The 25785-nt window shown below is 49.8% G+C and carries 26 protein-coding genes; 11 read left to right on the top strand and 15 right to left on the bottom strand.

Translation table 11 applies throughout. The features are described from left to right. Positions 1 to 1209: a molybdopterin molybdotransferase MoeA gene (locus tag ICL55_RS13530; protein WP_223151422.1), complete on the bottom strand. Its 1209-nt coding sequence runs from the start codon at positions 1207 to 1209 to the stop codon at positions 1 to 3. A 46-nt stretch (positions 1210 to 1255) separates the two neighbouring features. On the opposite strand from ICL55_RS13530, the gene moaC reads away from it, so the two are divergent. Together moaC and ICL55_RS13520 are read left to right on the top strand one after the other, a co-directional pair. Further along, a complete protein-coding gene (gene moaC / locus ICL55_RS13525; RefSeq protein ID WP_188097903.1) occupies positions 1256 to 1753 on the top strand; it encodes a cyclic pyranopterin monophosphate synthase MoaC in 498 nt (165 codons plus the stop codon). Positions 1754 to 1863: 110 nt separating this feature from the next. Beyond that, positions 1864 to 2475: an NTP transferase domain-containing protein gene (locus tag ICL55_RS13520; protein WP_188097901.1), complete on the top strand. Its 612-nt coding sequence runs from the start codon at positions 1864 to 1866 to the stop codon at positions 2473 to 2475. Here the strand turns inward: ICL55_RS13520 and ICL55_RS13515 are convergent. Both ICL55_RS13515 and moaD read right to left on the bottom strand, forming a co-directional pair. Continuing rightward, positions 2450 to 2854: a molybdopterin synthase catalytic subunit gene (locus tag ICL55_RS13515; RefSeq protein ID WP_188097899.1), complete on the bottom strand. Its 405-nt coding sequence runs from the start codon at positions 2852 to 2854 to the stop codon at positions 2450 to 2452. The two genes, ICL55_RS13520 and ICL55_RS13515, sit on opposite strands and share 26 nt — an antisense overlap. Before the next feature lie 135 nt (positions 2855 to 2989). Then, positions 2990 to 3223, bottom strand: a complete 234-nt coding sequence (moaD, locus tag ICL55_RS13510; protein ID WP_188097897.1) for a molybdopterin converting factor subunit 1 — start codon at positions 3221 to 3223, stop codon at positions 2990 to 2992. Between the two features lie 78 nt (positions 3224 to 3301). Here moaD and ICL55_RS13505 point away from each other — a divergent pair, with 78 nt between their 5' ends. Together ICL55_RS13505 and moaA are read left to right on the top strand one after the other, a co-directional pair. Continuing rightward, the gene (locus tag ICL55_RS13505) at positions 3302 to 3673 is read left to right on the top strand and encodes a DUF7009 family protein (protein ID WP_188097895.1); all 372 of its coding nucleotides are present in this window, start codon (positions 3302 to 3304) and stop codon (positions 3671 to 3673) included. 2 nt (positions 3674 to 3675) lie between these two features. Further along, positions 3676 to 4641 (top strand): GTP 3',8-cyclase MoaA, encoded by a 966-nt coding sequence (moaA, locus tag ICL55_RS13500; protein ID WP_188097893.1) that lies wholly within the window; start codon positions 3676 to 3678, stop codon positions 4639 to 4641. 112 nt (positions 4642 to 4753) lie between these two features. Here moaA and ICL55_RS13495 read toward each other — a convergent pair whose 3' ends face one another. From ICL55_RS13495 to ICL55_RS13470, 6 genes are all read right to left on the bottom strand, one after another. After that, positions 4754 to 5497 (bottom strand): TSUP family transporter, encoded by a 744-nt coding sequence (locus ICL55_RS13495; RefSeq protein WP_188097891.1) that lies wholly within the window; start codon positions 5495 to 5497, stop codon positions 4754 to 4756. Between the two features lies 1 nt (position 5498). Next, a complete protein-coding gene (locus ICL55_RS13490) occupies positions 5499 to 6581 on the bottom strand; it encodes a HesA/MoeB/ThiF family protein (protein ID WP_188097890.1) in 1083 nt (360 codons plus the stop codon). An 18-nt stretch (positions 6582 to 6599) separates the two neighbouring features. After that, entirely contained in the window at positions 6600 to 7142 is a 543-nt protein-coding gene (locus ICL55_RS13485; RefSeq protein WP_188097887.1) for a GNAT family N-acetyltransferase, read from the bottom strand. Positions 7143 to 7206: 64 nt separating this feature from the next. Then, positions 7207 to 8478, bottom strand: a complete 1272-nt coding sequence (serS, locus tag ICL55_RS13480; protein ID WP_188097885.1) for a serine--tRNA ligase — start codon at positions 8476 to 8478, stop codon at positions 7207 to 7209. A 43-nt stretch (positions 8479 to 8521) separates the two neighbouring features. Continuing rightward, complete coding sequence (locus ICL55_RS13475) at positions 8522 to 10189, bottom strand: NAD+ synthase (protein WP_188097883.1); 1668 nt, start codon at positions 10187 to 10189, stop codon at positions 8522 to 8524. 30 nt (positions 10190 to 10219) lie between these two features. Next, the gene (locus ICL55_RS13470; protein ID WP_188097881.1) at positions 10220 to 10903 is read right to left on the bottom strand and encodes a porin family protein; all 684 of its coding nucleotides are present in this window, start codon (positions 10901 to 10903) and stop codon (positions 10220 to 10222) included. 155 nt (positions 10904 to 11058) lie between these two features. Here ICL55_RS13470 and gldB point away from each other — a divergent pair, with 155 nt between their 5' ends. After that, a complete protein-coding gene (gene gldB / locus ICL55_RS13465; protein ID WP_188097879.1) occupies positions 11059 to 12087 on the top strand; it encodes a gliding motility lipoprotein GldB in 1029 nt (342 codons plus the stop codon). Positions 12088 to 12090: 3 nt separating this feature from the next. Here the strand turns inward: gldB and apaG are convergent, their stop codons facing one another. From apaG to ICL55_RS13440, 5 genes are all read right to left on the bottom strand, one after another. Beyond that, a complete protein-coding gene (apaG, locus tag ICL55_RS13460; protein ID WP_078669198.1) occupies positions 12091 to 12477 on the bottom strand; it encodes a Co2+/Mg2+ efflux protein ApaG in 387 nt (128 codons plus the stop codon). An 83-nt stretch (positions 12478 to 12560) separates the two neighbouring features. Continuing rightward, the gene (locus tag ICL55_RS13455; RefSeq protein ID WP_246496256.1) at positions 12561 to 12887 is read right to left on the bottom strand and encodes a DUF4157 domain-containing protein; all 327 of its coding nucleotides are present in this window, start codon (positions 12885 to 12887) and stop codon (positions 12561 to 12563) included. Further along, entirely contained in the window at positions 12875 to 13819 is a 945-nt protein-coding gene (locus ICL55_RS13450; RefSeq protein ID WP_188097877.1) for a DUF5777 family beta-barrel protein, read from the bottom strand. Before ICL55_RS13450 ends, ICL55_RS13455 begins: the two co-directional genes overlap by 13 nt. A gap of 28 nt (positions 13820 to 13847) precedes the next feature. Then, complete coding sequence (locus ICL55_RS13445; RefSeq protein ID WP_188097875.1) at positions 13848 to 14399, bottom strand: YceI family protein; 552 nt, start codon at positions 14397 to 14399, stop codon at positions 13848 to 13850. A gap of 17 nt (positions 14400 to 14416) precedes the next feature. Beyond that, complete coding sequence (locus tag ICL55_RS13440; RefSeq protein WP_188097873.1) at positions 14417 to 14794, bottom strand: hypothetical protein; 378 nt, start codon at positions 14792 to 14794, stop codon at positions 14417 to 14419. A 102-nt stretch (positions 14795 to 14896) separates the two neighbouring features. Here ICL55_RS13440 and ICL55_RS13435 point away from each other — a divergent pair, with 102 nt between their 5' ends. Together ICL55_RS13435 and ICL55_RS13430 are read left to right on the top strand one after the other, a co-directional pair. Further along, positions 14897 to 16174 carry a UDP-N-acetylmuramoyl-tripeptide--D-alanyl-D-alanine ligase gene (locus ICL55_RS13435; RefSeq protein ID WP_188097871.1) on the top strand — a complete coding sequence of 426 codons (1278 nt, stop codon included), beginning with the start codon at positions 14897 to 14899 and terminating at the stop codon, positions 16172 to 16174. Between the two features lie 137 nt (positions 16175 to 16311). After that, complete coding sequence (locus tag ICL55_RS13430) at positions 16312 to 19602, top strand: TonB-dependent receptor (RefSeq protein WP_246496254.1); 3291 nt, start codon at positions 16312 to 16314, stop codon at positions 19600 to 19602. A gap of 712 nt (positions 19603 to 20314) precedes the next feature. On the opposite strand, the gene mce is transcribed toward ICL55_RS13430, so the two are convergent. After that, positions 20315 to 20716: a methylmalonyl-CoA epimerase gene (mce, locus tag ICL55_RS13425; protein WP_188097868.1), complete on the bottom strand. Its 402-nt coding sequence runs from the start codon at positions 20714 to 20716 to the stop codon at positions 20315 to 20317. A 112-nt stretch (positions 20717 to 20828) separates the two neighbouring features. Between mce and ICL55_RS13420 the strand changes: the two genes are divergently transcribed. The 4 genes from ICL55_RS13420 to ICL55_RS13405 all read left to right on the top strand — a co-directional run bounded on the left by ICL55_RS13420 (position 20829) and on the right by ICL55_RS13405 (position 25754). After that, a complete protein-coding gene (locus tag ICL55_RS13420; RefSeq protein WP_188097865.1) occupies positions 20829 to 22046 on the top strand; it encodes an IscS subfamily cysteine desulfurase in 1218 nt (405 codons plus the stop codon). A gap of 69 nt (positions 22047 to 22115) precedes the next feature. Next, complete coding sequence (gene gldF, locus ICL55_RS13415; RefSeq protein WP_188097864.1) at positions 22116 to 22856, top strand: gliding motility-associated ABC transporter permease subunit GldF; 741 nt, start codon at positions 22116 to 22118, stop codon at positions 22854 to 22856. Positions 22857 to 22866: 10 nt separating this feature from the next. Then, on the top strand, positions 22867 to 24570 hold the full coding sequence (gene gldG, locus ICL55_RS13410) for a gliding motility-associated ABC transporter substrate-binding protein GldG (RefSeq protein ID WP_188097862.1): 1704 nt from the start codon (positions 22867 to 22869) through the stop codon (positions 24568 to 24570). Positions 24571 to 24818: 248 nt separating this feature from the next. Next, the gene (locus ICL55_RS13405) at positions 24819 to 25754 is read left to right on the top strand and encodes a TerC/Alx family metal homeostasis membrane protein (RefSeq protein WP_188097859.1); all 936 of its coding nucleotides are present in this window, start codon (positions 24819 to 24821) and stop codon (positions 25752 to 25754) included. The last annotated feature ends 31 nt before the right edge of the window (positions 25755 to 25785 follow it).

The raw sequence follows: 25785 nt of genomic DNA, 5'->3' as shown, positions 1-25785 counted from the left end.
TTAACGAAATTTCCAGACAGGATAACAACTTCCTTTTTCAAAGATGTTCTGATCCGGTGGAAGCGCCATGAAGGCATCGGCATGCAGCAGGCTGGCAAGGTCTCCTGAGCCATGGTAAGGCTGTGGGATGGCCCCCATGGTACCATCGGGCAGCGACTGCAACTTAACAGGAAGATAATATTCCAGTGGCGGATTAAAAATCACCTTTTCCTGCAACACAGCATAAACAGGTGCTTCTTCCTGCGCTCCCATAGCAGCTTTCAGCCAGGGCTGCACATAACGGTAAAAACACATGAAGCCGGAAACCGGATTACCCGGCAAAGCAAAAACTACAGGCCCGTTGGCGAAAGTGCCGAACAGGAAAGGTTTTCCCGGTCTTTGTTGTACTTTATGAAAGCGCTGCTGCATGCCCAACCGCTGCAATACCGTCGGCAGGTAATCATATTTCCCGGCAGATACTGCTCCGGAACTGATCCACACATCTGTCTCCTGCAATAATGGTTCCAGCAGCTCGTGCATCGCAGCCTCTTCATCCGGCAGGTGCACGTATACTGCGGTAATACCGCATTGCTGTAGAGAAGCCATCAGGCTATATATATTGGAGATGCGCACCTGGTGTTCTTCCGGTGTGGCATCTACCGGCACCAGCTCATTACCGGTAGCTATCACGGCTACACGTGGCAGCCGTGCCACCTGCACCTGTGTTTTGCCTACCGTGGCCAGTACGCCTGCTTCCGCAGGGCCGATCAGGGTGCCCGGTGATAGCAGCACTGTTTCCTGCGCCACGTCTGACCCTTTGCGGTGAATGTTCTGTCCCTGCGTTACCTCGCCGGTGATGGTAAAACGGCGGAAACCTTCGTGGTCAGTGGCTTGCAGCTGCTCGTAGGGTATCACGCTGTCTGTCAGTTCCGGTAATATGGCGCCGGTCATCACTTCGATACAATTGGCGGTATTGGACAACTGCAGCCGGGGAGCGCCCGCCGCCTGTATATCTTCCACACCAAAAATATGTTGCCCACGTGCATAGCTGTCGTACAGGATGGCGATACCATCCATCGTAACCCGGTCAAACGGCGGGAAGGGCCTGTCGGCCTTAACGGGCTCACGCAATACGCGTCCGGTGGCCGCTTCAAATGGCAGCACTTCGGTGCCCATGTCCCTCACGGTCTGTAATACGGCAGTATACGCAGCAGCAACAGTCAGCATCATTTTGTATTATTTTTGTACAGGTGAAAGTGATTAAATTTATGATATTATGGCCAATCCATCAAGCAGCGATTTTACCCATCTCGATCCTTCCGGTCAACCGGCAATGGTAGATGTGAGCGGCAAAGGCAGCACTTATCGTGTAGCCGTTGCCGAAAGCCGGGTGTATTTACCCGCGCTGGTGCGGGAACAGTTCCGCGACAATGATATTCAAACCCGCAAGGGCGCTGTGTTCCAGACGGCCATCATCGCCGGTATCATGGCCGCCAAAAAAACGCCGGACCTCATTCCGCTCTGCCATACCTTATTACTCGATGGCTGCGATGTACAAATACATCTTGAAGACGAAGAAGCTATTATCCGTTGCACGGTAAAGACCACGGGCAAAACAGGCGTGGAAATGGAAGCCCTCACCGGCGCCAGCATAGCGGCGCTCACGATCTACGATATGTGCAAAGCTTTCACACAGGAAATGATCATCCGGCAAACCCGGCTGATCAGTAAAACCGGCGGCAAACAGGACCTCGCAGAGGGCGCGAAGAAGTAAGAAAGAGCGCAAAGAAAGGAGGAGATTGGAGCGATCGGCGATTGTTGCTTGCTAAGGCACTAAGCAGCAAAGGCGCAGAGAAATGACTGATTTTTTGAAAAGCGTAAAATATGGCGGGGAACAACATCGCACCATTGAAAGGACTGGTACTCTGCGGCGGACAAAGTACCCGGATGCAGGAAAACAAAAGCAGGATCAACTATCATGGTATGCCCCAGTGGCAGTACCTGGCGGATTTACTGATATCTTTTGGACTGGAAACATATCTGTCCTGCCGGACAGATCAACAAACAGATTTCGAACACTATTCCCGGTTGATACCAGACAGCGTACCTTATGGCGGCCCTTCCGCGGGCCTGCTCAGTGCGCACCAGCTGCAACCGGACACCGCCTGGCTAGTACTGGCCTGTGATCTTCCGCTGATCAGCCGGCAAAGCCTCGACATACTTGTACGGGAGCGTGCTACACAACAGGCTGCCACCGCCTTCATCAGTCCGGTGAACGACCTGCCCGAGCCACTGATCGCTATCTGGGAGCCGGCCGGTCTGCGTGCCTTGTTGCAAAATGTGGCGTCCGGCAAAAACTGTCCCCGCAAAACCTTACTCAATACAGATATCCGGGTGTTACACAATCCTTATGCAGCCGAACAATACAATGCCAATACGCCGGAAGAAAAGGCTACGGCCATGAAGCAGGTCACTGACCAATCTCTCCGTCCGTAAAAAACTCTTTCTTCCAGATAGGCACCGTTTCTTTCAGTGTATCGATGGTAAATTCACAGGCGTCGAAAGCAATACCGCGATGCGCTGAAGCAACGGCAATTACCACCGCGATATCGCCGGGATATTTGTCGCCAATGGCATGCAGCATCACCAGCTTCTTAACATCCCACTGTGCCTGTACGCGGTCCGCGATTTTCTGCATTTCGCTAAGGGCCATCGCCTCATAACATTCATAAAACAATTTCGTCACGCCGCGGCCACGGGTATCATTCCGCACCGTACCGGTGAAGATCACTTCCCCGCCGCATTCCGGCGACTGAATAAAGTCCAGCGCTTCCTGTACGGTGATGGTATCTCTGATGGCTATTAATGTATCCATAATTATCTTTAAAATCCGGCCTTTGCACCTTCTTTACTGCTTAGCGCCTTTGCTGCTTAGCGTCTTTGCGTGCAATCTCCGCTCTACTCCTTTCTCCTTTTGCGCGCTTTGCTCTCTTTGCATCCTTTGCGTGCACTAGCCGCCGCTCACCGGCGGTATAACAGCTACTTCATCACCCGCACGGATGATTTGCGTATCGGCCGCATACTCCCGGTTCACCGCCACCATCAGGGAACTGAGCTGCTGCATGGCCGGATAACGGTCATACAGCCATTGTTTCAATTCCGCCACATTGGTCACCGTTTCCGGGAAACCAACCAGCGCCGCACCGGCAATATCTTTTGCCACACCAAAAAGCAGAAGGCCCATACAATGAAATTTGTTGGTTAAAACTACAATATAGCAGCGATAAAATAGTACTTTTAATACCGGAGAAAATCACTTTCTATGAAGATCAGGATAAGAGGGAACAGCATCCGTTACCGGTTGGACAAAACAGATGTGGAATTGCTGGAAAGCACCGGCAAAGTGGAGTCCATCACCCATATCGGTGCTGCCGTGCTGCATTTTTGTGTACGGTCGAAAAACATCACCGACCCGGTGATTAAAATGGAGCATGATGGCGTGCATCTGTTACTGCCCGCAGAACAGTTACAACAATGGTATGCGCCGGACCAGGTAGGCTTTGAACTGATACTTCCCAATCCTGACGGCTCCGAGCTGAAAGTGCTGGTGGAAAAGGACTTCCAGTGCCTTTCCCCGAGGAATGAAGATGACAGCCAGGCTTTTGAAAATCCGAATGCAGGCAAAAACTGCTAACCATGCTGACGGACGCCCATCATCGTATAATCGATTACGTTAGATTGTCTGTAACAGACCGTTGTAATCTCCGCTGCACCTACTGCATGCCGGAACAGATGCGTTTTGTCAAATCGTCCGCCCTGCTTACCGATGCCGAAATCATCACCCTGCTGGAAACACTGGCAGCTGCCGGCATCTCCAAAGTGAGGATCACCGGAGGCGAACCGTTCCTCCGCCCTGGTCTTATCCCCCTGCTGGCTAAAATAAAAGCCATTCCCGGCATACAGCAGATAGCGATCACCACCAACGGCGTACTCACCCGCCCTTATATTCCCGATCTGAAAGCACTGGACATCACCCATGTCAATCTCAGTCTCGATACGCTACAGCCCGCGCGCTTTCAGCAAATCACGCGCCGCGACCAGTTCGCCGCAGTGACACAAACGCTGGACAGCCTGCTGGCCCATCAGCTACAAGTGAAGATCAATGTGGTGGTGATGGACCGGGTAAATACAGATGAACTGGCAGACTTTGCGGCCCTTACCCGCGAGCAACCAATAGCGGTGAGATTTATTGAGGAAATGCCCTTCAACGGCCAGGGACATGCTTTTTCAGGCATCAACTGGAATTTCGAAACGATCCTCGATACCCTCCGCGAAAAATACACCCTGCATAAATTACCAGACGCGCCTCATTCCACGGCGCTCAACTATCATATTCCCGGCCATTCCGGCAACATCGGAGTGATACCCGCCTATAGCCGCACCTTCTGCGGTACCTGCAACAGACTTCGTATATCCGCTACCGGTAGTGTAAAAACCTGTCTCTACGGCCACGATGTTCTCAACGTAAAAGACCTGATGCGGTCAGGAGAAGCGTTATTACCCGCTATTCAGCAGGCGCTGCATCATCGCGCTGCCAACGGGTTTGAAGCCGAACGATTGCACACCACCGCGCCGGAAAGCATGTCTGTTATAGGAGGATAAAAATTAATGACGAATTACGAGTTACGAATTACGAATTCGTTTTTGGGCGGTTTACTAAGTAGAGGTCCCAAAAGCAGCCCTCAATTCGTAATTCGTAATTTGTAATTCGTAATTATTTGATGAGCATTCTGACGCCTGCATACAAAATCAACACCGCCGTAGCACCGGCCACCCATTTGGGTTTCAGCACACGGGCACTCAGCCGAGCACCGATCTGCCCACCGATGATCACCGCCAATAGGAGCGGTCCGGCGAAAGCAGGTTCAAAGACAATTGCTTTTTTAGCGGCCTGCCCCAGCAGCCCCGCGATGGAATTAACAAGGATAAAGAAACTGCTCAGTCCCGCTACATTTTTAGCGGTATCATACTTGCCCAGCCGCAATACCGGCGCCAGATAAATACCGCCACCGATGCCGGTCATACCGGACAGCAGCCCAATGGCGCCGCCGATACATCCATATAGGGCACCGTTGCCTTCCCGCAGGGTTTCTGTTTGCTGGTTACGCTCGAAGAATAGCCGGTAACACATAAACACCGCTGCCAATGTGAGCGCCACACCCAGCAACAGGAAAAAAGTCTCCTGCTTAAGCGGCAGATAGCTGCCTACGAAAGCCAGTGGCACACTCACGAAAGACAATAAGAGCGCCTTTTTCATGGGGAGATGTCCACTTTTATAGAAATGATAAACGCCCCCCGCCACCACCGCCACATTGCATAATAACGCTGTGGATTTCATCAGTTGAAAATCGATGCCCCACAGGGCCAGGATTGCCAGATAGCTGGAACCGCCGCCGAAACCGGCTGCGGAATACACCAACGCTACCAGAAAAAAAAGGAGACAGAGTTCTATGGTCACATTAATAAGTTTGCATCTGGTCATCAATCGCGCAGGCCCAGGCATGAATACCTCCTTCCACATTATACACCTGCCTGAAGCCCATCTCCACCAAACGCTGCCCCACGGCCCGGCTGCGCATACCATGATGGCACAGCACCGCCAACGGCATCTCCGGCTGCAGGTCGCTCACACGGCCCGGTACCTGTCCCATAGGGATATGAATGGCCTGCGGCAGATGGCAGATTTCCCATTCGTCGTCTTCTCTCACATCCAGCAGTTGGACATTACCTTCCTGTAGCCACTGATGTAGCTGTTCTACGGACAGGGATTGCAGATTATTCACTTCACAAACAGTTTGTTGGTAGTTGTCTGCCAAATGCGTGATCTGCTGATTGGCGGCTACCGGTGTAATATTAAAAGTAAGGTGTGTATTATGTAATGTATCGATCGTAAGCAGCTGATTTTTCAACGGGGTACCAATACCGGTAATCACCTTTACCGCTTCGTTGGCCTGATAACAACCAATGATGCCCGGCAATACACCCAGCACACCGATCTCGCTGCAATTCAGCATCTCGCCGGACTCCGGTGCTTCAGGGAAAATACAGCGATAGGTGGCGCCGCCCTGGTAGTTAAACACACTCAGCTGCCCTTCGTATTTGTAGATGGCGCCGTATACCAGCGGTTTACCGGCAATAACGCAGGCATCGTTTACCAGATAACGGGTACCAAAATTATCGGAACAGTCCACCACCACGTCATAAGCACCGATGATGTCCAGCGCATTATCCGTTGTAAGCCAGGTATCGTGAGGCACCAGCTGTACCTCCGGATTCAGCTGCTGCAGCCTTGCTGCGGCCAGCGCCAGTTTGGGTTTCCCCTGATCGGCGGTATGATAGAGCACCTGCCTTTGCAGATTGGTAATTGATACGGTATCATGCTCCACAATGCCTATTTTTCCTATGCCCATTGCCGTTAGATATTGCAATACCGGCACGCCCAGTCCGCCGGCACCTATCACCAGCACGGACGCGGCCTGCAATAAACGTTGTTTTTCCGGGCCAAAGCCTTCCAGTCTTGTCTGTCGGTCATATCGTTGCATAACAAATCCTCTTTATGATCATGGTTTTACCCGGCGGTACATCGTCACCAGGTCTACATATTGTCCTTCTTTCTGTTGTATGGCATAGGGCATACGGCCGCATTCCAGGAAACCGAAGTTACGATAGAGATGCATGGCTTTGTCGTTGGAGCCGTACACCTGCAGGTATAAGAGCTGTATTTTTTCATGTTGTTCCGCCCAGCGCAGCATAGCGGTCATCAGGCGGCGACCGATGCCCAGCCCGCTCCAGGCGCGTTCCACGGCGATCCCCATTTCGGCGGTATGGCCTCTTTTATAGTACCCACTGTGGTTGACGGTGATAGAGCCTACCAGCGTATCATTTACTATAGCCACCAGCATCAGCTGGTCAGGATTCTTCAGGTAGGTTTTGATAAAATCTTCTTCTGATTTTTCATTCAGCTCCAGGGCTTCTCCGGGGGTGAACAACAGGAAATCTGTTTCCTGCGTCATCCGCTGGAAATTACGCAGCAAGCCGAGGGCGTCTTCCACCACCGGCGGCCGGATGATCAGTTCTGCTCCGTTGGGCAAAAAATGTCTCATGGTACGAAAATAAAAAAAAGCAGCCGGTTTAGGGCTGCTCTTTATCATCAAAAACAGATGGTATTTATGCAATTTTGTCTGCGCCGAAATAACGGTGCAGTACTGCCGGCAACGGAATACCCGCTTCTGTCTGGTTGTTTTCCAGCACACAAGCCATGATACGGGGCAGGGCCAAAGAGCTGCCATTCAGGGAATGGGTCAGCTGCGGCTTGCCATTGGCTTCCTTGAAACGGATCTTCATGCGGTTGGTCTGGTAGGTCTCGAAATTAGATACAGAGCTCACCTCCAGCCATTTCTGCTGCGCTGCGCTGTACACTTCAAAATCGTAGGTAATGGCAGACGCAAAACTCATATCACCGCCACACAGCCGCAGAATGCGGTAAGGCAGCTGAAGACTGTTGAGCAGCTTTTCCACATGCGCTACCATTTCGTCCAGCGCTTCGTAAGATTTCTCCGGATGTACGATCTGTACCAGCTCAACTTTATCAAACTGGTGCACCCTGTTAAGGCCACGTACGTCTTTACCATAAGAACCGGCTTCACGGCGGAAGCAGGGGGTATAACCGGTCATTCTGATCGGCAGGTCAGTATCTTTCACGATTTCATCGCGGTAGATGTTGGTCAGCGGTACTTCTGCTGTCGGGATCAGGAAATAGTTGTCCTCTGTAGCATGGTACATCTGTCCTTCTTTGTCGGGCAGCTGGCCGGTGCCAAAGGCAGACGCTTCGTTTACCAGGTAAGGAGGAGCGTATTCCGTATACCCGTTATCCAGGTTAAAGTCCAGGAAATACTGTATCATCGCACGTTGCAGCCGGGCGCCTTGTTTCTGGAAAACAGGGAAGCCGCTGCCGGTGATTTTATTACCCAGTTCGAAATCGATCAGCTGGTATTTTTTTGCGAGGTCCCAGTGAGGCACCGCATCAGCGGCCAGCGTAGGGATATCGCCACCACGGCGCACTTCCACGTTCTCTTCCGGTGTTTTGCCGGGAGGAACGATGGCAGCAGGCAGGTTAGGCAGCTTTACCAGGGTATCGTGCAGTGCTTTTTCGGTAGCGTTCAGCTCTTCATTCACCGGTCCCAGCTTCTCTTTCAGGGCGTTTACGGCAGCACGTTGTGCTTCACCTTCTTCTTTTTTACCCTGCGCCATCAGTTTACCGATCTCTTTGGAGAGACTGTTTACCTGCGCTTGTGTTTCATCATATTCCTGGGTAAGGCGCTTACGCTTGTCGTCCAGTGCCAGCACGTCGTCGACCAGGTTTGTTTCTTTAAAGTTTTTCAGGGCGAGACGCTCTAATACCAGTTCTTTATTTTGACGTATAAACGGTACTTGTAACATGTTGTATTATTAAAAAATTTGCTCAAAGATAGAAAAATAGCATTTAGCTGAGATATTTACCTACTATCGGTATCCTGCGACCCACACCAAAGGCTTTTGAAGATACACGGATGATAGGGCAGAATTGATTCCTTTTATATTCATTGGTGTTGACCATCTTTAAGGCCCGCGAAACCAAAGCGGAGTCAAATCCCTGAGCAATAATTTCTTTAGGTCCCTGACGGCGTTCGATGTACTGGTACAGTAATCTGTCCAGCACCGTATAGTCCGGCAGGCTGTCGCTGTCCTTTTGATTAGGGCGCAGCTCTGCAGAAGGGGCCTTGTCAATGATATTTACCGGAATGATCTCTTTATCCCGGTTGATGTACCGCGCGAGCGCGTATACCTGCATTTTGTAAACATCGCCCAGTACAGACAGCCCGCCGGCCATATCGCCGTAAAGGGTGCCGTAGCCGGTAGACAGCTCACTTTTATTGGAAGTATTCAACAAAATATATCCGAATTTGTTGGAAAGCCCCATCAGCAGGTTACCGCGGATGCGGGACTGGGTATTTTCTTCTGCCACATTAAAGGGCAGTCCTTTGAAATACGGCTCCAGCGTGGTCAGGAAGCTTTCGTAGATATCGTTGATGCGGATAATGTCGTAAGGATTGTTCAGGTTTTTGGACAACGCCACGGCATCATCTACAGAGTGTTCGGTAGAATAGGGAGAAGGCATCAGCACGGCGCGCACGTTCTCGCTGCCCAGCGCATCGCAGGCAATGGCGAGGGTCACAGCGCTGTCGATACCGCCGGAAGAGCCCAGGATGGCCTTTTTGAAGCCCATCTTGGTGAAATAATCACGGATGCCCAGCACCAGCGCATCGTATATCCGGTTAATGTTGTGATCGAACAATAATTCTGTCAGCGGGGTGAAAGTCACCATTTCGGCAGGAGCCTCGCCTTTGGAGAGCAGGTCTTCCAGGTCCATACCACCCATCGCTTCGGTGAAGTAGGGCAGCACCTTCGCCACGTTGCCGGCAGCATCGAAGATCAGAGAACCGCCGTCAAATACGATTTCTGTCTGAGAGCCCACCGTATTGCAGTAATACATGGGCAGCTTATATTTCAGCACATTGGCACGGATGATCTCTTTACGGTCTTCATCATGATCGTAATCAAACGGAGAAGCGGAGAGGTTGATCATCACATCCGGCTCTTGTCCCATCAGCATATCCATAGGGCAGATGCGGTACAGCGGGTTATCGCCCAGGTTCCAGATGTCTTCACAGATGGTCACCGCCAGTTTTTTCCCTTTAAACGGAATGATGTTCCACTCGTAAGACGGCTCGAAATAGCGATATTCATCGAAAACATCATAGGTGGGAAGCAGGGTTTTGTGTACTACCTGCTTTACTTCCCCTTCATGCAGGAACCAGGCTGCGTTGAACAGGTCCTTGCCTTCCCGTTGCGGATTGCGGGCAGGGCAGCCTACCAGCACGGCGATATCCTGCGTATGTGCTTTGATCACGTCTATGGCGTGATAACACTGCAGGATAAAATCTTCAAACTCCAGGAAATCACGCGGAGGATAACCACATATACACAGTTCAGAAAACACCACCAGGTCTGCGCCCTGTGCCTTAGCTGCTGCTATTCCTTCAATGATCTTCTGTGTATTGTGTTCAAAATTGCCTATATGATAGTTCTGTTGTGCCAGTATAATTTTCATACCCTTGAAAAAAGTTTAGATCGGCTGTTGTTAAAAATATACGCCCAGCCGCAGCGCAAAGCTATTCATATTTACCTTACCATCGTTCCATTTAGCATTTCGGGTAACGTCCACGAAGCCGTTCTGGTAGGTGAGGCCGATAATGCCGGTGAGGGTTTCTCCCAGCGGGTATTCCACGCCGGCGCCGATCAGCATGCCGATATTGATGCGGTTCATTTCCGGCAGTATGTTTACCCTGTCATGTGTTTCATTCAGGGAGATGACATCCGCCCTTCCGCTTACCGGGAAAGCGAAATAGGTACCGAACTGTCCCCAGAAATTAAGGTCGTTGGACGACGTGGTTTTCAGCTTCAGCGCCAGTGGTATCTCAATGTAAGTGAGTTTCATATTGTATTCTGCCGGATTGGCCTTAAAATCGCCTAATCCTTTGCCGGCATCATATTTTAGTTTACTACCGCCCAGCACCACGTTAAATCCTGAGGCCAGCGCATAGTTACCGGCTTCGTTCAGGCTAAAATCGGCCATCAGCCCAAAACCCAGCCCTGCTTTGGAGCTGTTGCGGCTCACCCCCGATTCCTGCGGCTTCAGTATCGAGATCATCGGATCTAGTTTAAAGCCCAGCCGCACTTTGCGGGTAAAGTCACCCCGTCCGCTCTGTGCCATCCCTGCTGTTGCTATCCCTAATGTTAATGCCAGCAAAAAAAACCGCTTCATATGATTCATTTTAACGATGAAATTACGAAAATCAATTACGAATTACGGATTACGAATTACGAAGGTGAACTCATTACAAGACCGTTTACTAAGTAATAGCCTAATAAACAACCCTCAATTCGTAATTCGTAATCTGTAATTCGTAATTTTACTGAATGCGAAACAACCCTACATATTCCCTGCTGACCGGCTGCCTCGCGGCACTGTTACTGTACGCCTGCAACACCGGCAATAAAACGCCGGACGTAAGCCATATACCCATGAACGTTAGTATCCAGCGGTTCGATTCGGCGCTGTTTACGATCGACACCAACGATATTCAACCGGGCATGTCCCGACTGCACCAGGCTTATCCGCTTTTCATGCCCATCTACATCTCAGAGATCATGAACTTCGGCGCTTATACCGACAGCAGCCAGGAGGTACAGCGTCAGCTGCGGCTTTTCCTGACCAACCGCGATTTCCGGCAACTGGAGACCGCCGTGTCTCAAAAATATGCCGGCGGCGGCACGCTGCAAAAACAGCTGGAAGAGGCTTTTCGCTATACGAAATACTACATCCCTGCTTTTCATCCCCCCAAAGTAGTTACTTTCACCTCCGGTATTGCCAATTATGGTGCCATTACGATCGACTCCATTCTGGGGATAGGCCTGGACATGTACATGGGAGCCGATTTTGCCCCTTACGCCCAGATACCGGACTATCCCGACTATATGATCCGCCGTTTTGCACCGGAATATATCACAACCAACTGTATGCAGGTGCTGCAACAGCAGTTGTATCCGGCGCCCCGCAATGGTGGCGGCCTGCTGGAGCAGATGATCGAGGCCGGCAAACAACAGTATTTCCTCTCCAAAGTCCTTCCCAATACGCCCGACTCTATCCGTTTCGGCTATACGAAGGAGCAGCTGCAGTGGTGTCGTGATAATGAAAAGCTGGTCTGGCAGTTTTTTGTACAGAACAACCTGTTATACACAACAGACTGGCAACAGATCAATCTTTTCATGAACGATGCACCGGCCACCCAGGGCATGCCTGAAGGATCTCCCGGAAAAATCGGATACTTCGTGGGCTACGAGATCGTGAACAAATACATGGAAAAACATGCTGACGTCAGCGTTCAGCAATTGATGGAGTCGAAAAATCTACTGGAAATATTCAAGGCGTCTAAGTACAGACCGTAAAGATTAGTTGAGCTTAAAGGGAACAACCATCTGGAATTCAGGAATCCTTACTTCAAAGATTTTCTTATCCAGTTGGTTTTCCATTTGGTAGGTACCGTACATCTTTCCTATTTCAGTGCGGAGATTGGATCCCGAGACATATTGATAAGTCTCACCGGGGGCCAATAGTGGCTGTACGCCTACAACTCCTTCACCCTCCACTTCGCGGTGGGTACCGTTGGAATCGATGATGTACCAGTGGCGACGCAGTAATTTGATGGGGAAAGTATTGTTGTTTTCAATGGTGATGCGGTAAGCAAACATGAATTCGCTTCCAATAGGATTAGAATAATCCGGCTGGTAGAATGTTTCCACGCTGATAGTGATTCCCTCTGTTACCTTCTTAACCATAAAATCAACCTTTGACGTAAAAATAAGAAAAATAAAGCCAGTGGGTATAAAAATTATGTTTTCCGCAACACTTTAACGATTTTTTAAATAATTTCTATTCCCTCCAGCATGCCCGGGTCAGCTTCTGCCTTTCTGGCGGCCACTTCCAGCGGATTATGATAATATCCCCACCGGGCAGATTGATACAGATACCGGGCCAGGAAACCTATCATGCCATACTGCCGGTACTGCCTCACATGGCAGGCTTCGTGCCTGACCCAGGCTATATCGGCCAGAAACTCCAACCGGGACGCCCCATATAGGTGTATGGTGCGCCCCAGTACCATGGCCACTGCTTTTACCCGCATCACTTTGGCGGCAATGCGGGCCAGTCCGGAATCAACTTGTATACGGCATTTTATTTTTTCCAATCCTTTTTCCCGAATAACGTAAATCTACGGGAAATATTGAAACCCCAGCGGAACTGTCCCTGCAACCACGATGTGGTGGTTTCAGGAATAAACTGTGTTTCCTGGATAGCGGAGGAGTTGGTAAAGTTGATGTGGAACACGTGGCCCCCTGTTTCTATTTCCAGTCCCACCCCCAGCGGGTTATAGAAAGTGATGCCCTGTGATTTGTAATAGTCACGGCTGGCCTGCGAGCGGAACGGGTAGAAGTACTCCGCCACAATGCCGATCCGTTTGGACACTTTCAACCGGCCGCCTACACCGAGGGCAAAGAGATTGTTCATGTCCATATACCCTACGCGGTTACGGTGCACATAGGTAGGGGACAGTGAAAACGCCAGCTTGTCGCCGAACTTACGGGATACAATGCCCTGCGCCACATAACTCATCCTGTCAGACCCATCGCCAAACCAGGCGGCCTTATGCGGGTCTTCTTCCGATGTCATACAGGACATGACCGCGGTACCCAGCAGAGCGACAGACACCGGCACGTGACTATCCTGTGTTTGCTCTACCAGCTTATATTTCACCAGCAGGTCAATCAGCTGGTGCTGTTCTCCCGAACCTTTGGAGCGACCTAAGCCCGCCATCAGCCGGTCGGAGATACCATATTCCAGTCCGATACGGATATCGGTGGAATTATCGATACCATAAAATGTTTTGGCGCCGCCAAATTCACCGGCCAGGTCGCCGAAGCGGTGGTCCACCCGGAAGTCCAGCTCATGTTTACGCAACATGTCCGTTGAATGCCCCATAATAATGCGGGTGCCTTTGTAGGTGTATAACACTTTCGGATGTGCGGGACCGGTAGAATCGAAGAGATGGCTCAGGTCCTGCCGGGCCTGACCATATACGCTGATGCTCGTACACAGCAACAGAAATGCAATAATTTTCATGGGTATGTTTAAATAATGATTACAAGGATTAGCGGTTTACGGCTGCGGTATACACAGCGTTAACAGTTACCGCCACTACTTCTGCCACGTTTTTCACCACCATGGAGGGCACATCGATACGATGATCTGCCACGCGGATATTGAAAGTAGAACCGGCAGTGATGTTACCGTCTTTCACGGTGATGGTGCCTTTTTCGCGGTAGGCTTTGTCCACCCCGTGCAGGTTCAGTGTACCTTCCACGATTACCTCGTAGGTACCGTTGCGGCTGAGGTCTGCGTTTTCCACCACTTTCCCTTTGAATTCAGCAAATGGAAATTTGTCGCTCTCCAGATAATTTTGGTTGAAATGGTCCTGCATCAGCTTTTTCCGGAACTGGAAAGAAGCGATCGGCACTTTAAAATAAATGGCGCCTGTTTTTACATTGATAGCAGACACGCCTTTGTCTGTTTTAGCCTCTATATCTTCCAGCGGTGCTGATGAGAAGAAAGAGAACCGGGTATTCCTGCAGGAGAAAACGTCCTGCGCTGATACCGCACTGGTGATCATCACCAAAGAGAAAAGAAGGAACAGGTTTTTCATGAGCAAAAGATTTGGGTTTACTGATCAGGCATACCTTTTTCTATCCAGCAGGCTAGGGAGTCTTTCATACCTTTGGACAATGCCGGAAACCTTGATGGTGGCATATCCGCCTGGGCGCTGGTGACACGCTGGGTAAAAACTGCCCGGGACGCTGTAATGTAGGCCTTCAGGTTGTCCGGGGTAGAGAAATCCGCACGGCCCCGGGGAATAGCGCCGGTGTGGCATCCGCGGGAGGTGCAGTTGACCTGTATGGCCTGATACGCGTAAGTGGTAACAATACGGGCTTTTTGACAGTCGAGGCCCTCATTCGGGATTACCGGTGCCGGAGCCTGTTCATTTTTACAGGCTGCCAGCAGGATAACTCCCGCTAACAGAAGTTGGGTTTTCTTTTTCATAATGTTTTATTGACCTGTATCTGATACGAAAGATGCAGTGAATGGGTTGCCAGGGTTACACTATTTGGATTTAGTTGTTATTTTGCAGAAAATCTTCCACCCGTGACCATAGAACAAATCTATCATATCTATCTGCAGTATAGCAGCATTCAGACAGACACCCGCAAGTTGCAACCGAATGATATTTTCTTTGCCCTGAAAGGAGACAATTTCAACGGCAACGAATTTGCTGCCAAAGCGCTGGAAATGGGCGCTGCTTTCGCTGTTGTGGACGAAGCTGCCTACTACACGCAGCCAGACAAAATGGCGCTGGTGGATAATGCCCTGGAAACCTTACAGGCGCTCGCGCTGTGGCACCGGAAACAATTAAACATTCCTTTCCTCGCTATTACGGGTACTAACGGTAAAACCACTACGAAAGAACTGGTCAACGCCGCCCTGTCTGCCGGCTTCAAAACATTCGCTACCATCGGTAACCTCAATAATCATATTGGTGTGCCGCTGACCATCCTGGCCATCAAACCGGATGTGCAGATAGCCGTGATTGAAATGGGCGCCAGCCATCAGAAAGAGATCGCCAGCTACTGTACCATTGCACTGCCCACACACGGTATCATCACCAATATCGGCAAAGCCCACCTGGAGGGCTTCGGCAGCGAAGAAGGTGTGCGCATCGCCAAAGGAGAACTGTACGATTACCTGCGCGCCAACAATGGCACCGTGTTCGTTTGCAACGACTACCCTTATCTCATGGAAATGAGCAAAGGCATCTCCCACGTTGTCACCTATGGCAGTAAAGACGCCGACTACACCGGCGCCCCCGCGGCAGACAAAGCGCTGCTGGGAGTGGAAGTAGCCAGCAACAACATCGGATTCATACAAACCAAACTTACCGGCGCTTATAACTTCCCTAACGTAATGGCCGCCGTGGCCGTAGCCAGCCACTTTAAAGTACCGGCAGAAAAAATCGGCCCCGCCATCGCCGCCTATACGCCGTCCAACAATCGTTCGCAGGTGATGCAGCAAGGCACCAACACCATCATCATGGACGCCTATAATGCTAACCCTTCCAGCATGAAAGCGGCCATCGACAACTTCGTGGGCATCGCGTCACCTAAAAAAGTACTGATGCTGGGCGCCATGATGGAACTGGGCACCGACAGCATTAAAGAACATGAAGCGTTGGTGGAACAGTTACAACGTCACCACTGGGAAGCGGTGGTACTGGTGGGTGGTGATTTCAAAAAGGTCAACCATCCTTACATCTATCTGGACACCTCCGCTGAAGCCGGCAAATGGCTTCAGCAGCAACAGTTTCAGGACACCCACATCCTGATCAAAGGCTCCCGCAGCACCGGTATGGAAAAAGTGTTAGCATAATTTTTTTGTGCAGATTTTTTGGGCGAAATATTAATGATTTCATAATTGTATTATTTTTAATGCTATTATTTCTCATTTGATATTTGCCCAAAATCTGAATCGTAATGCACAAGAACAATTGGTGTAAAACCCTCTGTATGCTCGTCTGCATACTGCTAATCCCTGCTTTGATTTTTGCCCAGGAAACTACCGCTGACATTGCCGGCATCATCGGCAGTGCCGACGGTCCCGTGCCGGGAGCGAGCATCGTGGCCCTGCATCAGCCAACCGGAACACGTTATGTGACCGTATCCCGCAAAGACGGACGCTTTAACCTGCCCAACCTCCGCGTAGGCGGCCCTTACGTGCTCACCATTTCCTACATCGGTTTCAAAGATGAAAAAAGGGAAAACATATTCCTCCAGCTGGGACAGGAATACAAGGCAGACATCAAGCTGCAACAAAGCACCAGCACCCTGAATGAAATTGTGGTGAAAACCGCCGCACAAAGCAAAGTAATCAACAAAGCCCGCACCGGCAGCCAGGAAGTGATCACCCGTGCGCAGATGGACCGTCTGCCCACCATCACCCGCTCCATGCAGGACTTTACCAAACTCACACCTTCCGCTAACGGCCTTAATATCGGCGGCAGAAGCAATCAGCTCAACAACATCACGGTGGATGGCGCCAACTTTAACAACTCTTTCGGTCTGCAGCCTACACTCGGCTCCCAGACAGCCTCCCAGCCAATCAGCCTCGAAGCACTGGAGCAGATACAGGTAAACGTTTCTCCCTATGATGTGAAACAAGGCGGCTTCTCCGGCGCCGGTATCAACAGCGTCACCAAAAGCGGTACCAACCAATTCAAAGGTGCTGTGTACACTTATATTCAGTCGCCCGGACTGCAGGGACTGAAAGTAGGCAATGCCACCGTTACGAAACCGGTTTTCGACTACAACCTGCGCGGATTTAGCGTTGGTGGCGCTATCCAGCAGAACAAACTGTTCTTCTTCGTAAGCGCTGAACAGGAAAGGATCACCGCCCCCGCCACCAGCCTGGTCGCTAACAGCAAGGCCGGCGCTCCGGCCACCGGCAACGTTTCCAGGGCAGTAGCCGATACACTGAACGCCCTGCGCCAGTTCCTCATCGACAACTACCAGTACAACCCCGGCGACTATCAGGATTATACCTACCGCACTTCCAGCGATAAAATCACGGTTAAATTAGACTGGAACGTAAACGAAAACAATACGTTTACCTTCAAGTACAACTACCTGAAGTCTTATAAAGACATCCCCGCCAGCAACAGCGGCGCACCGGGAGCAGGCCGCCAGCCCAGCAACACGGGTCTGCCTTTCAGCGGCAGCGGCTATACCATCAATAATAACTTCAATATTTTCATTGCAGAACTGAACACCCGTATCGGCAACCGCGCCTCCAATAAACTGCAGGTAGGCTTCTCCGCTATGCGCGATTTCAGAACACCACTGTCGGCCAAAGAATTCCCGCTGGTGGATATCCTCGACGGACAAGGCAACAGCTACACCGCCTTCGGCTACGAACCCTTTACCTACAACAACAAACTGAACACGAACGTGTTCCAGTTATCTGATATCTATAACCTCTATCGTGGCAAACACGAAATCACCATCGGTACGCAGAATTACTATAAAACGTTCCTGAATGGTTTTGCGCCTAATTATATGGGCAACTACCGTTTCAACTCGATGACCGATTTCTATGCCAGCGCTAAAACCGGCGCCCTCACAGCCTCCCGTTATGCACTGTCATATACTACCACGAAGGACGGTTCTTTCCCTTACGCGAAAATCAACCAGCTGGAACTGGGCGCTTTCATCCAGGACAAATGGAGCATCACCAACCACTTCACGCTGACCTATGGTTTACGTATAGACGTCCCCGTTATTGGCAGCACTTTCGACAGAAACGATTCGCTGACAACCCTGACATTCCGCGATGGCATCCATCTGGACGTAGGCCGTGCGCCTAAAACCAAACCGATGTTTTCTCCACGCATCGGCTTCAACTGGGATGCCACACATGATGGCAAAACGCAGGTACGTGGCGGCATTGGCCTGTTCTCCGGCCCTCCGCCGGCAGTATGGCTGAGCAATCAGGCTGGTAACAACGGGGTGCAGTTTGGCTCTTTTGTGGCGCAGACAGATCCCAACAATCCCGGTTCTACTATTCCGTATGCCTTCAATGCAGACCCGGGCAAGTACCGTGTAGTTACCACAGAGCCATCCAAACAATACAACATTGCAGTGATTGATCCCAATTTCAAATATCCACAGGTATTGAAAGCTACGCTGGCAGTAGACCGTCAGTTGCCATGGGGTATCGTGGCCACTCTGGAAGGTAACTACTCTAAAGACATCAATGCCGTATACTTCCAGAACGTGAACCTGCCGGCTACGGGGCTTCAGCTGGACAGCACGCCGGACCATCGTTTGCGCTACAGCGGCACTAAAATTTACGGCGCCGGCACCAGCCTCGGTAATCCGAATATCAGCGATGCTATCCTGATGCGCAATACCAGCAAAGGCTATTCTTATTTCGTTACATTACAGGTGCAGAAAAATCTGCCTAACCTGTACCTGAGCGCTGCCTATACCTACAGCAAGTCACGCTCCATCAACGACGGCGGTACCATTGCCCAGGGCAACTGGCGTGATCGTCCTGTAAGCGGTGATCCGAATGAAGCATCGCTGGGTTATTCCAACTACTATCTGCCGCACCGCATTATTGCTGCAGCTACGTACCGTTTCAATTGGGCGAAACACTTCGCCACCTCTGTCGGTATGGTGTTTGAAGCCGCTCCCAATGGCGCGATTTCCTATACCTACAACGGAGATCTCAATAACGACGGCTCCGGCGGTAACAACGACCTGATCTTCATTCCGGCTACCAAAAATGATATCAAACTGGTACCGGTAGGTTATGGCGATAAAAACTTCGACGGCAACAATCCGGTGGATAAACGCAGCGAAACGGTTATCTGGAATCAGCTGGACAACTTCATCAAACAGGATGATTACCTGAGCCACCACCGCGGTCAATATGCAGAACGTAACGCAGTAGTGTTGCCGTTCTTCAAACGTATGGACCTGAACATCACACAGGATATCTTTGTGTTCAGCGGCAAGCAGAAAAACAAACACACGCTGCGCCTTACTTTTGATATCATCAACTTCGGTAATCTGCTGAACAGAAGATGGGGAACTTACCAGATCGCCAACGTGCCTAACTTCCTGAAATATGAAGGACAGCTCCGTGATGCTACCGGTAAACCAACCGCTGCGCCGGCCTTCTCTTTCCCTTATCAGGACAAGGACAACCAGATCCCGGTTACCAATTCCTGGAGAGATAATACCAATACGCTTTCCCGCTGGCAGGGCCAGGTGGGTATCCGGTATATCTTCAACTAAACATTTCTTTACCCTCTATACAAAAGCCCCTGCTGATGATCAGCAGGGGCTTTTATTATATCAGTTATTTAGCCTGGTATCAATAGACGCTTCGTTACAATAATCTGAAAACAAATGCGTTTAATACCCTGAACGCATATATGCAGCGACTGAGGTACAGCATGAATGTACCATCAACAACGATAGTAACCTGTAATGCAGCTGTGATAAAAATCTGGTTAGCGAACTAAACACATCCACTGCCTTCATTGCCATCTTAGATATCCTATAAACTATCCGCCCTTTTTGAAGTTTGTTTCTTTTTTAAATGATAAAAAGAACGAAAGGGGAAAGTGTGGACTTAGCTAAAAAAAAAGACCTGCAAGCTAAAAAACCCGCAGGTGTTCATAACCTATGCCAACTTTAGAGTAATCGTGAAAACTTACAGCATATATTAACCATAAGTTTTATAATATCTTGAGTTAATAAAGGATCTGTCTTTTTTTATTTTTTGTTTTTGATTGTCTTTTATTGAGATAACGTATCAGAAAATATATTTGTTCAAAAAAGTCAAAAAATTTTGGGCAATTATTATTCCTGATTTTGGTTTTTTTGGGTCCCTTTCGGGGTCGTTCATATTATCTACGTATCACATGAACTGTTTGGATTGCTAAAATGGAAAAAAAATTAAAATAAATTTAATTATTAATTTTAATTATGTATAACTAATTCGTTATTTGATATCTTGACAAATTTCGATCAGCACACCATTGGTATTTTTGGGGTGTAAAAAGCAAATTAGCTTGTTATCGGCTCCTTTTTTTGGTGTTTCCTGGAGCAAAACAAAACCTTCCTGTTGCAATCTGGCCATCTCGGCATAAATATCCGCCACCTCGAAAGCGATGTGATGCATTCCTTCTCCTTTTTTGGCTAAAAACTTTGCAATGGCACTGTCCGGCCCGGTAGCCTCCAATAGCTCTATCTTGGTTTCTCCCTGTTGAAAAAAGGCGGTCAGCACCTGTTCGCTGCCCACCTCTTCCTTTTTATAGCAAGGGGTGTTTAATAGTTTCTCAAATAGCGGGATGGACACGTCGAGGGATGTTACTGCGATCCCGATATGCTCTACTTTTAACATGCGAAATTCTTTTACCGGTATGATGAATGACTGTTTTTCCTAACCCGGTAAAAATAGAACTTATGTCGTAGATTTGGATTGTTTGGGAGATGATATAAAAAATAAAGAGAATATGTTAGACTTGCCCGTTTACCTGGACAACAACGCCACCACGCCCTGTGACCCGCGGGTACTGGAAGCCATGTTGCCCTATTTCACCGTGATGTTTGGGAATGCGGCAAGTCGCAGTCATGCTTTTGGCTGGTCAGCGGAAGCGGCCGTAGACCAGGCCCGTGAGCAGGTAGCCCGGCTGATAGGCGCGCACCCACAGGAGATCGTGTTTACGTCCGGCGCCACAGAAGCGGTCAACCTCGCCATCAAAGGAGTATATGAAACCTATGCTGCTAAAGGCAATCATATCATCACCTGTCAGACGGAACACAAGGCCGTACTGGACACCTGCAAACATCTGGAGAAAAAAGGCGCCGTAGTGACTTACCTGCCGGTCAACAGTGAAGGCCTTCCCGATCCGGAAGCGCTGGAAGCGGCCATCACCCCGCAGACCATCCTCATCGCCTTTATGTACGCCAACAATGAAACCGGTGTCATTCATCCGGTACAGACGATTGGCGCCATGGCGAAAAAACATGGCATCATTTATCTCTGTGATGCATCACAGGCCGTGGGCAAAATACCGGTGCATGTGCTCAACGATCATATTGACCTGCTCACCCTCAGCGCCCATAAAATGTACGGCCCCAAAGGCGTAGGCGCTCTCTATGTAAGGCGCCGCGATCCGCGGGTAAAACTCACCGCCCAGATGGACGGCGGCGGCCATGAACGCGGCATGCGCTCCGGCACCCTCAATGTGCCCGGTATCGTAGGACTGGGCAAAGCCTGTGAACTGGCCCAACAGGAAATGACATCCGACGCAAAAAGGCTGTCGCTCATGCGAAACCGCCTGCAGGATGCGTTATTACAAATAGAACAGGCGTATGTGAATGGTTCCGTTGAGCACCGGCTGCCGCATGTCATGAATATTTCCTTTAAATATATAGAAGGCACCACCTTACTGATGGGATTCAACAAAACGATTGCACTCTCTTCCGGCTCCGCCTGTACGGCGGCCTCCATGGAACCCAGCTATGTGCTGAAAGCCCTGGGTATCGGCGACGACCTCGCCCATGCCTCCCTGCGCTTCGCATTAGGCAGGTTCACCACCGACGAACAAATCGATTATGCTATCCGTACCGTGACCAGTACCGTTCAACAGCTGCGGGCACAAAGCCCCCTCTGGGAAATGTACCAGGAAGGACATCTCCGGGATAGCGCTTCCTGGGCACATCCATGATTTTCTTCCCGGCAACCATAATCTTATATATTTGTATTTTTATGTATCCTAATCCTTACACAACTGTCCATGCTTGCCATCTTTAAGAAAGAGATAAACCAGTTTTTCAGCAGCGTCACTGGTTATGTGGCCATCGTGCTGTTTTTACTGGCAAACGGCCTGTTCCTCTTTGTATTCCCGGATACCAGCCTGCTTGATACCGGTTACGCCAATCTGGACCCGCTGTTCGACCTGGCCCCGCTGATCTACCTGCTACTCATACCCGCTATCACCATGCGCTGCTTTGCCGATGAATTCAAAACAGGCACCATGGAGCTGTTGAGCACCAAACCTCTCAGCTGGTGGCAGATTGTGATGGGTAAATTCTGGGGCAGCCTCCTCATTGTAGGTATCTCCCTGATACCAACGGTAGTATATTATATCGCAGTGCGGCAGTTGAGCGTAAACCCGCAGCAGCTCGACAATGGCGGCATACTGGGCGCCTACACCGGACTGTTCCTGCTGGGGGCTGTGTTCACCGCTATCGGTCTCTGGGCCTCTTCGCTTACCGCCAACGCCATGATCGCCTTTCTGATTGCCGTTTTCACCAGCTATATCTTTTATAACGGCTTCGATGCGCTCAGTAAAATCCCTGCTTTCAGCGGTGGCGCCGACTACTACCTGCAAATGGCCGGTATCCGCTTCCACTACACGTCTATCAGCCGGGGGGTGATCGACAGCCGCGATATCATCTACTTTATCAGCGTCATTGGCCTGATGTTGTATCTCACCAAATTATCCCTACAAAGAAAACTCTGGCAGAACGGTTAATATAAACAGTATGGCTAAACGAAAAAAATATATACAGCGGGCACTGGTCATTATCCTGGTACTTATTGGTGTGAATATAGCCGCGGCCTACTTCCACGGCAGATGGGACCTGACTGCTGAAAAAAGATATACACTCACCAGCGGCACCAAACAGCTGCTCCGGCAGCTCAACAGTCCGGTAGATATCGAGGTGTTCCTGAAAGGGGATTATCCCGCCACCTTCAAACAACTGGCGCAATCTACGCAGGAACTGCTGGACGAATTCCGGGAACACGGCAAACAAAATATCCGCGTTACCTTCATCAATCCCGGTCAGGGCCTTTCAGACTCCGCCCGCATGAAGTTCTTCGGCGAGCTTACCGCGCAGGGCATCATGCCGTTTAACATGAAAGTGCAGGAAGATGCGAACGACAGCTATTCCGAAAAACTCATCTTCCCCGGCGCCCTGGTACATTACAAAGGGAAAACGATCGGCGTGAACCTGTTGAAAAATCAGGGCGGGCAAGATCCCATGCAAACCATGAACAGCTCGGAAGCCTTGCTGGAGTATCAGTTTGCCAATGCCATCAGCAAATTGCAGGAAGAAAAAAAGCCCCTGATAGGGTACATGCTGGGCCACGGCGAATCGCTGGGCGCAGAAGTATACGATGCTCTCACCACGTTGCAATCCGGTTATGGGCTGGATACGCTGACCCTTCAATCCGTTCCGGCTATCCCGCATGATTTTAATATCATCCTGTTTGCTAAGCCGGCAGCGGCTTTCAGTGATCAGGACAAATTAAAGATCGATCAGTATGTCATGAATGGTGGAAAAGTGTTGTGGTTTCTTGATGAAACCAACGCCGCCATGGACAGCCTGCACCAGCGATCGGAATTCCTCGCTTTCGACAGAGGCCTGAATCTGGAAGACCTGCTGTTTCGCTATGGAGTGCGCATCAATCAGGACCTGGTGCAGGACCTGCAGTCCGATATGGTGCCGCTCGTAGTAGGTAATGTGGGCAACAGGCCACAGATACAGCCGGTACCGTTCCCTTATTTTCCGATGCTGACACCTACCGGCGCACATCCTATTGTAAAAAATATGGATATGGTACTGAGCCGCTTTGTCAGCTCAATGGACACGGTGAAAGTAGAAGGGGTAAAGAAAACCATTTTGCTGACCACGTCGCGCAGCAGTCGCCGTGTACGTATACCGGCGCAGGTTAGCTGGGACATCGTAAAAACGAAGCCCAATATCCGGGAATACCGCGAGCAGCATATTCCTGCCGCCGTATTGCTGGAAGGACATTTCACCTCCCTGTTCCGCAACCGCCTGGACCAGGCCACTATGGCTGCTTTTCAGCAGGTAAGCGGCCAACCCTTCCGGGAAACAGCGGATACCGTTAATCAGATGATCGTTGTCAGTGATGGTGACCTGATCGCCAATGCCGTATCCCGTAAAGACGGGCCTCTGCAGATGGGCATCAATGAGTTTAATCCGGGCTTTGCCTTTGCCAATAAAGAGTTTTTTCTTAACTGTCTCGAATATCTGAGCGGCAAAAGTGGTATGATGGAAAGCCGTAACAAGGAGCTTGCCCTCCGGTTGCTCGACACGGAAAAAATCAAAAAAGAAAAAACAAAATGGCAGGCCATCTGCTTTCTGGTACCGATAGGACTGGTATTGCTTTTTGCGATGGTATTCCAGTTTGTGCGCCAGCGTAAGTTCGCGGAATAGCACGCAAAGGCGCGAAGCAGCAAAGGCGCAAAGAGAAAAAGATTAAGAAGAGAGCGAAGAACCAGCGTGGTAAAGGATTTAGCTGCTTTCTAAAATATTACTTTATTACCATATAATAAACGATGACCGGCGTCATCCGCTTTTATTTTTTTTATATGCACTTTGCTGCCTGGCTGCTTTGCGTCTTTGCGTGACGCCTTTGCGTGGAGAAATACATATCTTTGCCCTTCACAAAAAGCGAGCGTCTAATGACACCCATCCAGTGGACATATCTCATTTTCGGCATTGTGATAGTCCTGGCTTTAGTTTTTGACTTAGGTTTATTCAGTAAGAAAAACACCAAAACAACGCTAAAAACAGCTCTGTGGCAGAGCATTTTCTGGGTAGGACTTGCCGTATTGTTCTTTGGATTTATGTGGTTTGAAGATGGTGCAGAGACAGCCATCAACTTCATGAGTGCCTACCTCATGGAGAAATCACTCTCGATGGACAATATTTTTGTATTTATTCTCATTTTCAGCTTCTTTAAAATAAAGGAAGAGCACTACTCGCGTGTATTATTGATAGGTATCCTGATGGCGTTGGTCTTCCGGGCTATTTTCATCAGTGTGGGAGTGGTGCTGATCGCCCGGTTTCACTGGATATTGTACATTTTTGGTGCATTTCTGCTGTATACCGGTTTTAAAATGTTTAAAGCGAAAACTGATGATGAGTTTAAACCGGAAGAAAACGTGGCCTATCGGTTTATGAACAAATACCTGCGGGTGACCCATGAAGAGGCACATGGAAAATTTGTGGTCCGCAAAAATAATAAGGTGTATCTGACTACGTTATCTGTAGTAGTCGTGATGCTTGCCGTAACCGATATTATTTTCGCCCTGGATTCTATTCCGGCGGTATTTGCCATATCACAACAACCGGTCGTGGTGTACACCTCCAACATATTTGCGGTACTGGGATTAAGGTCTCTGTTCTTTTTGTTGAGAGGGGCGGTGGATAAATTTGATTATCTGCCCCAGGGTATTGCCATCGTACTGATATACATTGGACTGAAAATGCTGGCAGATTACTTTATCCATATACCGGTATATATATCGCTGTTGGTGATTGTTCTTTGTCTGGGAGGGTCTATCTGGTACTCCCTCCATCATCAGAAAAATGATTTACCGGAAAGAAAAGCCTAGTAATAAAACGACTGCTTCAGAGTCATAGCAG

The organism is Chitinophaga varians, from assembly GCF_014529945.1.
Classification (GTDB): Bacteria; Bacteroidota; Bacteroidia; order Chitinophagales; family Chitinophagaceae; genus Chitinophaga; species Chitinophaga varians.
This window is presented reverse-complemented; position numbering and strand designations above follow the sequence as displayed.